The organism is Blastocatellia bacterium (genome assembly GCA_025054955.1).
GTDB lineage: Bacteria > Acidobacteriota > Blastocatellia > HR10 > J050 > JANWZE01.
Genome location: JANWZE010000023.1, coordinates 71466 through 84363, shown reverse-complemented (window position 1 = coordinate 84363; position 12898 = coordinate 71466). Strand labels below are relative to the sequence as shown.

At 55.4% G+C, this 12898-nt stretch carries 13 protein-coding genes and 2 tRNA genes; 8 read left to right on the top strand and 7 right to left on the bottom strand.

All coding sequences use genetic code 11. From position 1 onward, the window contains the following. The first annotated feature begins 125 nt into the window (after positions 1–125). On the top strand, positions 126–1109 hold the full coding sequence (locus NZ823_02140; GenBank protein MCS6803926.1) for a GDP-mannose 4,6-dehydratase: 984 nt from the start codon (positions 126–128) through the stop codon (positions 1107–1109). Between the two features lie 145 nt (positions 1110–1254). On the opposite strand, the gene NZ823_02135 is transcribed toward NZ823_02140, so the two are convergent. Together NZ823_02135 and NZ823_02130 are read right to left on the bottom strand one after the other, a co-directional pair. Further along, complete coding sequence (locus tag NZ823_02135; protein MCS6803925.1) at positions 1255–1521, bottom strand: helix-turn-helix domain-containing protein; 267 nt, start codon at positions 1519–1521, stop codon at positions 1255–1257. Beyond that, positions 1518–2159: a carboxypeptidase-like regulatory domain-containing protein gene (locus tag NZ823_02130; protein ID MCS6803924.1), complete on the bottom strand. Its 642-nt coding sequence runs from the start codon at positions 2157–2159 to the stop codon at positions 1518–1520. Before NZ823_02130 ends, NZ823_02135 begins: the two co-directional genes overlap by 4 nt. A 138-nt stretch (positions 2160–2297) precedes the next feature. Here NZ823_02130 and NZ823_02125 point away from each other — a divergent pair, with 138 nt between their 5' ends. Further along, positions 2298–3209 carry a VWA domain-containing protein gene (locus NZ823_02125; protein ID MCS6803923.1) on the top strand — a complete coding sequence of 304 codons (912 nt, stop codon included), beginning with the start codon at positions 2298–2300 and terminating at the stop codon, positions 3207–3209. A 55-nt stretch (positions 3210–3264) separates the two neighbouring features. Here NZ823_02125 and NZ823_02120 read toward each other — a convergent pair whose 3' ends face one another. From NZ823_02120 to rsmA, 4 genes are all read right to left on the bottom strand, one after another. Then, positions 3265–3453, bottom strand: coding sequence for a lysine biosynthesis protein LysW (locus tag NZ823_02120; GenBank protein MCS6803922.1), 189 nt, complete (start codon positions 3451–3453; stop codon positions 3265–3267). A 162-nt stretch (positions 3454–3615) separates the two neighbouring features. After that, a tRNA-Arg gene (locus NZ823_02115) sits at positions 3616–3692 on the bottom strand. Between the two features lie 242 nt (positions 3693–3934). After that, a tRNA-Pro gene (locus NZ823_02110) sits at positions 3935–4012 on the bottom strand. A gap of 15 nt (positions 4013–4027) precedes the next feature. Further along, positions 4028–4879, bottom strand: a complete 852-nt coding sequence (rsmA, locus tag NZ823_02105) for a 16S rRNA (adenine(1518)-N(6)/adenine(1519)-N(6))-dimethyltransferase RsmA (protein MCS6803921.1) — start codon at positions 4877–4879, stop codon at positions 4028–4030. A 94-nt stretch (positions 4880–4973) separates the two neighbouring features. Here rsmA and radA point away from each other — a divergent pair, with 94 nt between their 5' ends. The 5 genes from radA to NZ823_02080 all read left to right on the top strand — a co-directional run bounded on the left by radA (position 4974) and on the right by NZ823_02080 (position 10133). Beyond that, a complete protein-coding gene (gene radA, locus NZ823_02100) occupies positions 4974–6341 on the top strand; it encodes a DNA repair protein RadA (protein ID MCS6803920.1) in 1368 nt (455 codons plus the stop codon). A gap of 99 nt (positions 6342–6440) precedes the next feature. Beyond that, positions 6441–7493: a PIN domain-containing protein gene (locus NZ823_02095; GenBank protein MCS6803919.1), complete on the top strand. Its 1053-nt coding sequence runs from the start codon at positions 6441–6443 to the stop codon at positions 7491–7493. Between the two features lie 90 nt (positions 7494–7583). After that, entirely contained in the window at positions 7584–8327 is a 744-nt protein-coding gene (ispD, locus tag NZ823_02090; protein ID MCS6803918.1) for a 2-C-methyl-D-erythritol 4-phosphate cytidylyltransferase, read from the top strand. Next, positions 8324–8887 carry a 2-C-methyl-D-erythritol 2,4-cyclodiphosphate synthase gene (gene ispF, locus NZ823_02085; protein ID MCS6803917.1) on the top strand — a complete coding sequence of 188 codons (564 nt, stop codon included), beginning with the start codon at positions 8324–8326 and terminating at the stop codon, positions 8885–8887. The genes ispD and ispF overlap by 4 nt, the downstream gene beginning before the upstream one ends. Then, positions 8832–10133: a thymidine phosphorylase gene (locus NZ823_02080; GenBank protein ID MCS6803916.1), complete on the top strand. Its 1302-nt coding sequence runs from the start codon at positions 8832–8834 to the stop codon at positions 10131–10133. Before ispF ends, NZ823_02080 begins: the two co-directional genes overlap by 56 nt. A 93-nt stretch (positions 10134–10226) precedes the next feature. Here NZ823_02080 and NZ823_02075 read toward each other — a convergent pair whose 3' ends face one another. Continuing rightward, positions 10227–11441: a NupC/NupG family nucleoside CNT transporter gene (locus tag NZ823_02075; GenBank protein MCS6803915.1), complete on the bottom strand. Its 1215-nt coding sequence runs from the start codon at positions 11439–11441 to the stop codon at positions 10227–10229. A gap of 215 nt (positions 11442–11656) precedes the next feature. On the opposite strand from NZ823_02075, the gene NZ823_02070 reads away from it, so the two are divergent. Then, positions 11657–12820, top strand: a complete 1164-nt coding sequence (locus NZ823_02070; protein ID MCS6803914.1) for a hypothetical protein — start codon at positions 11657–11659, stop codon at positions 12818–12820. The last annotated feature ends 78 nt before the right edge of the window (positions 12821–12898 follow it).

Here is a 12898-nt window from a genome sequence, read left to right as displayed (position 1 = left end):
AGATGCATCTCGACAGAAGATTATGACCAGACGATGATAGTCCATTGATCGAACTTTGACGCTGGCGAACTGGGCAACTACATTTCTCGGCTCGCCCAAGACGTGAAGATATGAGGTGACCGAAAATGGGCAAAAGAAGAGCGTTAATCACAGGCATTACCGGACAAGATGGTTCCTACTTAGCAGAGTTTCTGCTGTCTCAAGGATACGAGGTTCACGGGCTTGTGCGGCATGTGAGCCTGGAATACCCCGAACAACGGTTGTGGCGGATTCAACCGATCCTCGATCGCGTGACGCTGCACGCTGCCTCGCTGGAAAGCTATGCCAGTTTGCTCAAAGCAGTCGCTGTGGTTCAACCGGATGAGTGTTATCATCTGGCCGCGCAGAGCTTCGTCGGTTATTCGTTTGAAGACGAATTTTCGACGATGAACACGAACGTCAACGGGACACACTATATCTTGGCAGCGATCAAAGAACATGCGCCGAACTGCCGTTTTTACTTTGCAGCAACGAGTGAAATGTTCGGCTTGGCCCACGAGACGCCGCAGAGAGAAACAACCGCGTTTCATCCTCGTTCGACCTATGGAATTTCCAAGGTGGCCGGTTATCACCTGACGCGATATTATCGTGAAGCATACGGGTTGTTCGCCTGCTCAGGCATTCTGTTTAATCACGAGTCGCCGCGTCGGGGATTGGAGTTTGTGACGCGCAAGATTACTCATCAGGCAGCGCGCATCAAGCTCGGCCTGGCGCGCCAGTTGCGTCTGGGCAACTTGGCAGCAAAGCGCGATTGGGGATTTGCCGGCGAGTACGTGCAGGCAATGTGGCGGATGCTTCAGCAAGATCAGCCCGATGAATATGTGGTGGCGACAGGCGAGACGCATTCAGTGGAGGATTTCGTGCGGGTCGCGTTTGAGTTGCTTGACCTTGATTATCGCCAGTATGTGGTGATTGACGAAAAGCTCTATCGTCCAGCCGAAGTTGTGGCGCTGCGAGGCGATTGGAGCAAAGCCGAGCGCGTGCTCGGCTGGCGACCGACCGTTGGATTCGAGGCGTTAGTCAAGATGATGGTAGAAGCAGACCTGGAGGCTGTTCGCCGCGAGCTTTAACCTCATGGCCGGCAGCAAACCTGCTGACCATGGGCGCCGCTCGGTGGCTAGACAGCGGCTGGCCAGCGCCAGTCATGGGGTTTCAAGCAGAGCAGAGGCAAAGCGGCTTCGAGGTTATCGGTGCGTGGCGAGTGGCAAGCGCCGGTCAATGCTGGGAGGAGGCGCTGAAGAACTCGTCGAATGAAAGCTGTTGACGATCGTCCGGTGTGGCCTCAGAAGGATTTTTCTTGGTGGCATCGGCTAGCGCGGCTTTCACGTCACGCAGATTGAAGCGGATTAAGCGATTGGTCACTTTGATCGCGGGGATGCGCCCTTGTCGTCGAAGCCGGTGGATGGTCGTTTCACTGACCTGTAAGATGTCGGCCAGTTGTCGAGCCGTTAAGAACTCGGTGCGTTTCTCTGCATCTTTCATGGCTCTGGCTCAAGCTGAATGCTGACGTGACGCCGTTCGTTTCCTGCTATGTCAATGCTCGTTGATTGTGATTTGTAGCCTTTCAAGGACGCTGTCAACCGATAGCGCGCTGGCGCTGCCGAAACGCGGAAGGCAAACGCGCCACCATCGTTGCTGATGCTCTCTTGTCTGAATGAAGGGACGGGTTCTGCTTCAAAGGGGATACGCTCAATCACGACCGTGGCGCCGCGAAGCAGGAAGCCACGATGGTCGAAGACTGCCCCTTCGATCACGGCATACAATTTGACCGGCTTCAATTCAACCGGATCGCGCAACCGTTTTTCCTGTCCCGCTTTTATTTCAACGGGCGAGACGATGGCCTGTTGAAAACGCGGCGAGTAAAACGTTAGCGTATAACGTCCTTCAGGGAGCTGGTCAAAGACGAAAACGCCTTCATCATTGGTGATGACTTCAGCCACTCGTTCATCTGTTCGCCGATTGATCGCTCGGACTCGAATATCGGCTAGAGGCTTGCCGTCCTGATCTTGAACTGAGCCGCGCAGACGCCCGCTCGTTGCCCGTTTGTCTTGGGCCAGCGTTGGCGCTAGCGCCGACGCCATACAAAAAATAATTAAGACGTATCCGCTCGCTTTGGTCATGTTTGTTTATCTTTGAGAGGTTGCAAGCATAGCATAAAGCGCCACTGGCGGTAAAATTTTGTCAGCCAATTTCTCTGTGCTACAATCCAGCCCATGAAGCGGCGAACGTTGTGGCTACTTGGTTACGGATGGATAGCGATGATACTCGGACATGGCCTCGTCTCGTTGGCTCAGGAGGTCAGGTTGGAAGGCAAGCTCGTCCCGATTGATGTGACGGTGATGGATCGCGATGGCAATTACGTGACGGATTTAAAGCAAGAGGATTTCATCCTGACCCACGACGGCGTCAACTATCCCATCGCCTTTTTTGAGGCCCAGACGACCCGTTCGTTCACGCGGCCAGTTGCCATTGTGTTTGCGCTGGATGTGTCCGGCAGTCTGGGAGTGCAAGTGAAAGATCAACAGCGCGCCGCGCAGCAGTTTGTGCGCGCGATGAGGCAACAAGCCGTCTGCGCTGTCATCGGGTTCAACGATCGCATTCACGTCTACCAAAACTTCACCACTGATATAGAGAAGCTGCAACAGGGTTTTGCGAAGGCTCGCAACATTGGTGGGCGCACACGGCTCTACGATGCGATTGACCGCGCCGTGACGATGCTGCAACGGGACGCGCCCGCGCGCGTTGACGGCCGTCGCGTCCGCCGCCTTGTGGTTGTCGTCACAGACGGATTCGACTACACGAGCTTGATCAGCGCGCCGGAAGTGATTCGACGGGCCAACCAAGCCGGCGTGACCGTCTATGCGATCATCTTGCCGTCATACATTCTGTCGCCCCAGGGGAAGCATCGCGTGCCGACCTTGCTGGATGCCACAGGAATTGTTGAACGGACGGGCGGAAAAACATTTTCGATTGATGATCAAAACTACGTGCAGATATTCAGCGAGATCGCTGAAGAGATTCGCGCCAGCTACCTGCTAGCTTTTTATCCACTGTCGCCCCCTTCAACTGGAGGACGCTCTCATCGGCTTAAAGTGATGACGACTCGCCCAGGAGTGCAGATACGTCAGAGTCGGTACGAGTATTCTTCGGCTTTGCCAAGCCGGCGCTAAGTGGCTGGAGCCTACCTGTCAGCCGACCAGCATGGATCGCGCCCGTGAGGAAAGATTACCACTCCTCCTCTTCATCAAAATAATCTTCTTCGTCGCGCTCCTGAACAACGTCCAGCTCTAGCGGGTCTGTTTCCAGAACTTCCAGTTCAACGCCGCATTCGGGACAAGACACATAGTCGCCGATGTCCACATCCGACGAGACTCGAATCTCTCCATCACATTCCGGACAAATTCCAGTTGGCATAACGCATGTCCTCTTTGAATCGTAGTCTGAAAACCTCACAACGTATAGCAAGATTTTTTACAACGCGCAATAGCAAAACTCAAGCCATACGGAAATTCATCAAGCTGGCGACCGGCGTATCATTGCGTGCTGATGTTCCATCATAAAATTGACTGAAACTGATGGCGCGCGCACTGGGACTCGAACCCAGAACCCCAGGCTTAGAAGGCCTGTGCTCTATCCTGTTGAGCTATGCGCGCGCTCGTGACGTTCATCGCGTGGCAAAGATACATCATCCGTTTTGCTACGTCCAGCAGCGATTTTCAGCAAGCAGGCCTTCGGTGTTGTGTCTTGTCGTTGAGCAGAGTGGAGGCGTCAAGCCCTGCGCTAGTCAGAGGAGCCGATGAATGCGGCGCAGAGCGTACAATGGTCGTTATGCAAATGTGTTTGAAGGAGCCAGCGCCTCACTGAGCGCATGCTGTCGCAGGTTGGTGACCAGTGATGGTCGGGGCGGGCGGATTTGAACCGCCGACCTCTTGATCCCAAATCAAGCGCGCTAACCAGGCTGCGCCACGCCCCGATCAGGTCGGCTACTTTAGCCCACCGATAAGAGATTGTCAAACCTGTCCCCAGCGGATGCCCGAAGGGCGTTTGCAACGCGAGCAAATTCTTCCAGGCTGAGCGTCTCAGCGCGACGGGACGGATCAATGCCGACGTGACGAAGCCGCCCGGCGATCCTCTCACCATCCCATCTAAGCGGCATGCGTTTCAAATTGTTCATGATCGTCTTTCGGCGCTCCATGAACAAGGCGCTGACAACGCGCAGGAAGTGAGCTTCGTCGGCAACCTCGACAGCCGGTCGCTCGCGGACTTTCAACTGCACAACCGTAGATGTCACCTTGGGTACGGGTCGAAAGGCCCCTGGCGATACAGTGAACAACTTTCGTCCTTCGCAGAAGTATTGCATCAAAACTGACAAGTAACCATATTGCTTCGTGCCAGGTTGACTCAGGATGCGATCCACCACTTCGCGTTGCAGCATGATGGTCATGTCATCAATCTGTTGGCGAAACGCGATCAAGTGCTGCAGGATAGCCGTGGCAATGTTATACGGGAGATTGCCCAGAATGCGCACTTTCCCGTCAATGTGGTGTTGTTGCAGCAGCTCATCCAGATTCGTTTTGAGGATGTCCTGCGCGATCAACACGAGTTTGCCAGCATGAATCTGGTCGGCCAATTCGATTTGCAACGCACGAGTCAGCTCGTCATCTACTTCTACAGCGATCACGCGACAAGGTCTTTGCAGAAGCACCTTGGTTAACGCGCCGCGTCCGGGACCAATTTCAATGACGACGCTGTCTGGTTCGAGCTGGATCGCCGAGACCAGCCGCCGGCCAATCGTTTGGTCAACCAGAAAATGTTGTCCGAATCTCTTTTTCGCTCGCATCGGGCGTGTGTCCTTCAGGAGTACATCGGCTTGTTGACAGGCTCAGTGCTGAACGGTACATTCTAGGCGCACCTGGTGGAAGGGGCAATAAGACGTGGCGAAAGGGCAAAAAACGGTCTACAGTTGCCAGCAGTGTGGCTATCAATCCCCCAAATGGCTCGGCAAGTGTCCTGACTGCGGCGAGTGGAATTCGTTTGTGGAAGAGCGCCCAACCTACAGCCCGCCCGACAGTGCCAAACGAGGGCAGCGCCTCAGCGGCGCGGTGCCAGTCGCCTATCACCAGATTGAGAGCCAAGATGATGTGCGCGTCACGTCGGGCATTGTCGAATTCGACCGCGTGCTGGGCGGCGGCATTGTTCCCGGCAGTCTGGTGCTCGTGGGAGGTGATCCAGGCATCGGCAAGAGTACATTGCTGCTACAGGTGGCCGAGCAACTGCAATCGGGTGGCCAGACGGTGTTATATGTCTCAGGCGAGGAATCGCACCGGCAGATTAAGATGCGCGGTCAACGATTGGGACTTCGGGCCGAACGACTCTATGTGCTGGCAGAAACGCATCTGGAATCGGTGCTGATCGAGGTGGATAAATTGAATCCAGCCGCCATGATCATTGATTCGATTCAAACGGTCTACTCCGAACGGCTCGATTCATCACCCGGTAGCGTCTCGCAGTTGCGCGAGGCAGCGGCTCAGCTTCTGATGTTGGCCAAGAGTCGTAACATACCGATTTTCCTCATCGGGCACGTGACCAAAGAAGGCATGATTGCCGGACCCAAGGCGCTCGAACACATGGTTGATACGGTGTTGTATTTTGAAGGTGAGCGCCATCATAATCATCGTATCATTCGCGCTGTTAAGAATCGCTATGGAGCGACCAATGAGGTAGGCATTTTTGAGATGACGGGGCGCGGACTCATGCCGGTGATTAATCCTTCGGCATTGTTTCTCAGTCAGCGTCCCAAAGGGGTCTCCGGTTCGATTGTCGTTGCTTGCATGGAAGGCACTCGTCCCATCTTGGTGGAGTTACAGGCGCTGGTCAGCTCCAGTCAGTATGGAACCGGACGGCGCATGACGCAGGGCGTGGATCAAAATCGAGTCGCCTTGTTGATTGCCGTGTTGGAAAAACGGGTCGGGTTGCATCTGTTAGGCGAGGATGTATTCGTCAATGTGGCCGGCGGCATCACGATTGACGAACCAGCGATTGACCTGGGCATCGTCGCAGCGATTAGTTCGAGCTTCAAGAACATTCCTCTCGATCCTGAGACGGTTGTGTTCGGTGAAGTCGGATTGGCCGGCGAAGTGCGCGCCACGTCGGCCGCCGCCATCCGGTTGCGCGAAGTCGCGGCATTGGGTTTCAAACGATGCCTCATGCCGAGCATCAATTGTTCTGGCCTTGATCCCGTTGATCACGTGGAAATCATTGGCGTGCGATCGGTGCTGGATGCGCTCGACGCGCTGTTTTGACGAGCATGAAGGAGATTTGATTCGGGCTGGCTATTTTCTATCAGACAAGTTTTGTTATAATCAACTGGCACGGGTAATTGAAGGAGGATTCATAGATGTATGTCATACAAGCGATTTTCGTTTAACACAGATGTGTTTATCCTTCGGGCCGTATTCACCTTGATTTTGGTTGGGACGGGCTACTTTTTGAGACCAATCCCCAATAGTCGCTTCTACTCGATGCTAGCCGCTGGAGCGTTGGCGGCGGTGATTCTGTTCTTTGAGACGCGCGTGCGGCGGGCGAGCTTAAAATCGTTAATTGGCGCGGCCATTGGCTCGATCCTCGGCATCGTCGGCGCGACGTTGATTGGCATTTTGCTCTCTCAACAACCGGCAATGGGACAAGGGGCACGCACGTTTGCCACGATTGCCATCCTGATTTTTATGGCCTACGTTGGACTGATGGTCGGCGCAGCCAAAGGGGAATTTCTTGATCTGTCGGCGCTGGGCGGCATCTTGATGGACCGAGGGCAGAAGCAGAACTACAAGATTCTGGATACGAGCGTCATCATTGACGGTCGCATCGCTGACATTGCTGAGACCAAATTCTTAGAGGGTGTGTTGATCGTTCCGCAGTTTGTCTTGCGCGAGCTTCAGCAGATTGCCGATTCGGCTGATGCCAGTAAACGCAATCGCGGTCGTCGCGGGTTGGACGTCTTGCGACGGTTGCAGAATAACCCTCAAATCACTGTACAAATCTCTGAGGCCAGTTTCCCAAATGTTCGTGAAGTAGACCTGAAGCTGATCGAGCTGGCCAAGCAGTTGAATGCGCGTATCATCACCAACGATTTCAATCTGAATAAGGTCTCCGAACTGCGCGGCGTAGAGGTCCTCAATATCAATGAACTCGCCAATGCGCTCAAGCCGGTGGTCCTGCCGGGCGAAATCATGAAAGTGTTCATCCTCAAGGAAGGGAAAGAGCATAATCAAGGCGTTGCCTATTTGGACGACGGCACGATGGTGGTTGTGGATAATGCCCGCCGGATGATTGGCAAGACGGTGGCGGCCAGCGTCACCAGCGTGCTGCAAACCACCGCCGGGAAGATGATCTTTGGTCGTTATGTCGAGGAGACGCGCTCAGGCAAGATTCGCCCGGTTGACGCAGAAGAATGATGGCGCCGGGCGTTTCCTCCGCGCTGCTGCATCCTATCGCCGCAGGCATGGTGTGTACAGCTCAGCCGCGCGCATCTGTGACGATGCCCGATGGCAGCCGTGGCGCTGTTGGCGCAAGCCAAGCGCAAGTTCTGTCAGAGTGCTATGAATGTCGCCATCATCGTCGCCGCCGGCGCCGGTCAGCGCATGGGCGGGGAGTGCCCCAAGCAATTTCTTAACCTGTGCGGTGAGCCGGTCTTGATTCATACACTGAGAGCATTTGAACGATGCCAATCAGTGGATCAGATCATCGTTGTATTGCCCCAGCAGCACCAGGCCGAGGCGGCAAAGCAACTGTCGGCGGCTGGATTCAACAAGATCGTCAGCCTCATCCCAGGCGGGCCAGAGCGACAGGATTCCGTGTGGAACGGACTGCAAGCCATAGATGCGACTCAAACGCAGATCGTGGTGATTCATGACGGCGTGCGGCCGCTGGTCACAGAGCAAGAAATCACAGCCGTCATCGCTGAAGCGCGAGCGACGGGCGCCGCCGTTATCGGTTATCCGGTGACGGACACGCTCAAGGAAGTTCACTCTGGCCGAATCATCAAGACAGTTGATCGTCGGCGCTTTTATCTGGTGCAAACGCCTCAGGCGTTTCGCGTCTCGATCATCCTGAAGGCTTATCAACAGGCGTTGGCTGATGGATTTCGTGCCACCGATGATGCGAGCTTGGTGGAACGCAGTGAGCACGTCGTGACCGTCGTTCAGGGGTCTCGTCAGAACATTAAGATCACCTGGCCGGAGGATTTGGCATTAGCTGAATTTTGGCTCAACAGGAGACGAGGCGGATGAGCGCAACGGCGCGTGTTGGGATCGGCTATGACATTCACCGGTTAGTCGAAGGGCGACGATTGATTTTGGGTGGCGTGCGAGTGCCATTCGACAGGGGATTGCAGGGACATTCAGACGCGGATGTGCTGACGCACAGCATTTGTGATGCGTTGCTTGGCGCCGCCGCGTTGGGCGACCTGGGACAACACTTTCCTGATACCGATCCACAATACAAAAACGTATCCAGCCTCACATTGCTGCGAGAGGTCGCCAGTCTGGTTGCTCAGCACGGTTTTACCATCCAGTGCATTGACGCCACCATTGTGACCGAAGCGCCCAAACTCAGGCCGTATCTTGATCGCATGCGTGTTCGGCTGGCGCGCGCGTTGCGCCTCAAGGTGGAAGCTGTCAACATCAAAGCAAAAACGAATGAAGGACTCGGCGACATTGGCGCCGGTCGAGCCATGGCGGCGTATGCCGTCTGTTTGTTGGCGTCCCGCGAGGTTGATTACAAAGGAAGAAGCCATGAGAGTCGTAGACCTGATTCGGAAAAAGCGCGACGGCGGCCAGTTAACGCATGAGGAGATCGCGTTTCTGGTGAATGGTTATACCCAGGGGCGCATCGCTGACTATCAAATGTCAGCGTTTCTGATGGCCGTCTTTTTTCGCGGCATGAGCGCGGCAGAAACAGTGTCGCTCACGCATGAAATGATTCATTCGGGCATCGTCGTGGACCTGTCCGAATTGCCAGGGCGAAAAATTGACAAGCACAGCACTGGCGGCGTGGGCGATAAAACGTCTTTGATTCTAGCGCCGCTAGCGGCTGCCGCCGGTGTCTGGGTGCCGATGGTATCCGGGCGCGGGCTGGGACATACCGGCGGGACGTTGGATAAGTTGGAATCTATTCCCGGATTCCGCGTTGGGCTGACGCTGGACGAATACAAGCACGTTTTGAAAACAACAGGACTGGTCTTGATTGGCGCCACAAAGGAAATTGCTCCGGCTGATAAGAAAATCTATGCGTTGCGCGATGTGACGGCTACTGTCGAATCCATTCCGTTGATCACGGCTAGCATTCTCAGCAAGAAAGTGGCCGAAGGCATTGACGGGTTGGTCATGGATGTGAAGTTTGGCAATGGCGCGTTCATGAAGAGTTTTGAGCAAGCGCGCCAGTTGGCCCAGTCGTTGGCCTCGGTTGGTCGTGGGTTAGGACTTGACGTCCGCGTGTTGCTGACGGATATGAGTCAGCCACTGGGCCAGGCTGTTGGCAATGCGCTGGAAGTGATCGAATGTATCGAAGTGTTGAAGGGACGCGGTCCGGCTGACTTGAAACAACTGTCGGTTGAGCTAGCCGCTCACATGGTGGTGCTCGGACAAAAAGCGGCATCGCTGGACGAGGCGCGGCGGCTGATGAAACAGCAAATCAGCAACGGGGCAGGGTTGGAAAAACTTCGCGCCGTCATTGCCGCGCAGGGTGGTGATCCACTCGTTGTGGATGATTACGCGCGCATGCCGCAAGCCGCTTATCGCGCCGAGGTGGTTGCCTCCGTTGATGGGTTCGTGGCCGACATCAACGCTGAAACGATTGGGCTGGCAGCCATGCAACTGGGCGCCGGACGCGAGCTGATTGATTCACTGATTGATCCAGCCGTCGGCATCGTTTTGCACAAGAAAGTCGGCGATCAGGTGCAGGTCGGTCAGCCGTTGGCCACGATTTATTACAATGCCGCTGAAAAGATGGAACAGGCGCGCCGGATGGTCATTGAAGCGTATTCCTATTCGGACGCGCCTCCAGCACCCCGACCGCTCGTAGCCGAGACGTTCTAGAGCAATGTTCATTGGCTTTGTATCGGGAAGCGCCCGCTTGTTGTTGGCTCGTTCCCGCGCGTGCGTTCAGGACAGGCGCGTTCGTTGGCTTTTCTACAACAGCATTCCGGCTATGCAGGCTGATAGGAAATTGGCAAACGTGCCGGCCAGCATGGCGCGGAAACCAAGCTGCGCCAGGTCTTGTTTCCGGCTTGGCGCCAACGCGCCGATGCCGCCGATTTGAATGCCAATTGAGGTGAAATTGGCAAACCCGCACAGGGCAAATGTCGCGATGGTAAATGAGCGAGGATCAAGCGTCGCTTTGAGGGCTCCAAGTTCTTTGAAGGCGACCAGCTCATTAAGCACCATGCGCGTGCCCAAAAGATTGCCGACCAGTTGACTATCCTTCCAGGGCACGCCCATGGACCAGGCAATCGGGGCAAACAGGTAGCCAAGAATCTGCTGCATGCTTGTGCCAAAAACCGACAGAATACCGTTGATCAGCGCGATGAGGGCCAGAAAGGAGATCAACATAGCCGCCACATTCAACGCTAAATGAAGTCCCTCACCGGTTCCGCGGGCGACTGCCGCCAGCACGTTAGAGTCCTGCTTCTCGGTGGTAATCACAACGCGACCTGCCGTTTGTGGTTGACCTGTTTCCGGCTCGAAGATTTTCGCCAGCATGATCGTGCCCGGCGCTGTCATGATGACGGCTGTTAAAATGTGCTTGGCCTCAATGCCAAAAGCGATGTATGCCCCCATGATGCCACCAGCCACGTGAGCCATTCCGGAGGTCATCACACACATTAGCTCTGAGCGCGTCATCCCAGCCAGAAATGGACGGATCGTCAACGGCGCTTCGGTCTGTCCCATGAAAATCGAAGCGGCCACGTTCAGCGATTCAGCGCCACTAGCGCCCATCAGCCGCGTCATCACGATGGCGAACATCTTGACGATCAATTGCATGATGCCCACATAGTAGAGAATGGCAAACAACGCAGCGATGAAAATAATCGTGGGCAGAACCTGAAAAGCGAACATGAACGCGAACTCTTTGGGAAAAAACGGCGGGCCATCTTTTTTCCCAAGGATGCCAAAAACAAACTCCGAGCCGACGTAGGAATATGCCAGTAAGCGATTGATTGCCTCGCCGGCCTTGGTAAAGATCACCTGTCCCCACGGTGTTTTCAAAACGAAGAGAGCAAACACCACTTGCAAGGCGAGTCCCCAGCCCACTGTCTTGAGTGAGATCATTTTTCGATTGGTGGAGAGCAGGTAGCTAATACCCAAGATAACGGCCATGCCGATGAGTCCAGAAAATGCTGTCATAGGCGCATACAGGAGTTGGGATTTCTGATGACGCGGCACTATATCAGCTTGAACAATCAAGCGTCAACCAAAATCCAAATGAGGTCGTACCGGCTGCTTCGTTCCACCGCGCATAGACACGTCCGGGCCCCGACTCGGCTGGCTCCAGCCGTAGCCAATGGCTGGGTTGATGTCAATGCTCCAGTATGCCATAATGGCAGCCGGGATTATCAGCAATGGCCATGAAACTCTCCGAAGAGCTTATCAACTTGCTTAGGAACGACCCGGTGTTTCGTGAGGAAGCGCGTCGTCAGATTCTGACCGACGAACTTTTGACACTACCGGAACGATTCGAACGCTTGACGCGAGTGGTCGAGCAATTAGCCGCGGGCCAGCAGCGGCAGAGTGAGCAGATCGAGCGGTTAATCGCAGTGCAGGAGCGGCAGAGTGAGCAGATCGGCGAGTTTTTAGCGGGCCAGCAGCGGCAGAGTGAGCAGATCGAGCGGTTAATCGCGACGCAGGAGCGGCACAGTGGGCAGATCGGCGAGTTTTTAGCGGGCCAGCAGCGGCAGAGTGAGCAGATCGAGCGGTTAATCGCAGTGCAGGAGCGGCACAGTGAGCAGCTTGCGGAGTTAGCAACTCGCCAGGAGCGGCAGAGTGAGCAGATCGAGCGGTTAATCGCAGTGCAGGAGCGGCACAGTGAGCAGCTTGCGGAGTTAGCAGCTCGCCAGGAGCGGCAGAGTGAGCAGATCGAGCGGTTAATCGCGACGCAGGAGCGGCACAGTGAGCAGCTTGAGCGATTGACGGCGGCGCAGATTCGGCTGGAAGAGGCCCAAGCGCGCACCGAACAGGCGTTACAGGCGCAGATTAGGCGGATGGACCAACTGATCGTGGCTCAAGCTCACATGGATGAAGCACTGCGCGAGTTACTGGATTGGCAGCGCGGAACGGATGGGCGTTGGAAAGGCGAGCAGTATGAGCGTGAGATCGTCAGAAGTGCGCCGATGTTATTCAACGGCGGGCAGGGTGGTACGACCGATCAGCCGTGGGTCCAGCAACGGCTGACTGATTTGCTAAGTCCTATTCTCGCCGATGGCGTGGAGCGGTTGCAGGAAAATCCGTTTCTCGCGGACCTGATTTGGTGGAAGGGCGATCAGGTCGCTGTTGTCGAGGTATCGTTGCAAGTCAATGGGTACGACGTTGAACGCGCTGCACAGCGCGCTCGGGTGCTCCGGCGCGTGGGGTTGCAGGTGGTGCCCATCGTTATTGGCAAGGAGTGGGCCAACGATGAATCCCGGGATGTAGCGCAGCAAGACCACGTCGAATGGAAGGTCGGTTCGGATATTTCTTCCGGCTTCATTGCGTTTCGCCGCATCCCGCATGCCAGTGGGCCAACTTAAGCTCACGGCGTTCACGGTCTCAGGTCTAATCCATCCACAATCTCACTAGGGTCATGCTTAGAGTGAGTGTCAATTGCC

Bases quoted from the DNA above. Each gene is read 5' to 3' on its own strand.
- NZ823_02135 (MCS6803925.1), bottom strand. From the start codon at position 1,521: ATGAAAGATGCAGAGAAACGCACCGAGTTCTTAACGGCTCGACAACTG.
- NZ823_02095 (MCS6803919.1), top strand. From the start codon at position 6,441: ATGTCATACAAGCGATTTTCGTTTAACACAGATGTGTTTATCCTTCGG.
- NZ823_02080 (MCS6803916.1), top strand. From the start codon at position 8,832: ATGAGAGTCGTAGACCTGATTCGGAAAAAGCGCGACGGCGGCCAGTTA.
- NZ823_02125 (MCS6803923.1), top strand. From the start codon at position 2,298: ATGATACTCGGACATGGCCTCGTCTCGTTGGCTCAGGAGGTCAGGTTG.
- NZ823_02120 (MCS6803922.1), bottom strand. From the start codon at position 3,453: ATGCCAACTGGAATTTGTCCGGAATGTGATGGAGAGATTCGAGTCTCG.
- NZ823_02130 (MCS6803924.1), bottom strand. From the start codon at position 2,159: ATGACCAAAGCGAGCGGATACGTCTTAATTATTTTTTGTATGGCGTCG.
- NZ823_02140 (MCS6803926.1), top strand. From the start codon at position 126: ATGGGCAAAAGAAGAGCGTTAATCACAGGCATTACCGGACAAGATGGT.
- NZ823_02075 (MCS6803915.1), bottom strand. From the start codon at position 11,441: ATGACAGCATTTTCTGGACTCATCGGCATGGCCGTTATCTTGGGTATT.
- NZ823_02070 (MCS6803914.1), top strand. From the start codon at position 11,657: ATGGCCATGAAACTCTCCGAAGAGCTTATCAACTTGCTTAGGAACGAC.
- ispD (MCS6803918.1), top strand. From the start codon at position 7,584: ATGGCAGCCGTGGCGCTGTTGGCGCAAGCCAAGCGCAAGTTCTGTCAG.
- ispF (MCS6803917.1), top strand. From the start codon at position 8,324: ATGAGCGCAACGGCGCGTGTTGGGATCGGCTATGACATTCACCGGTTA.
- rsmA (MCS6803921.1), bottom strand. From the start codon at position 4,879: ATGCGAGCGAAAAAGAGATTCGGACAACATTTTCTGGTTGACCAAACG.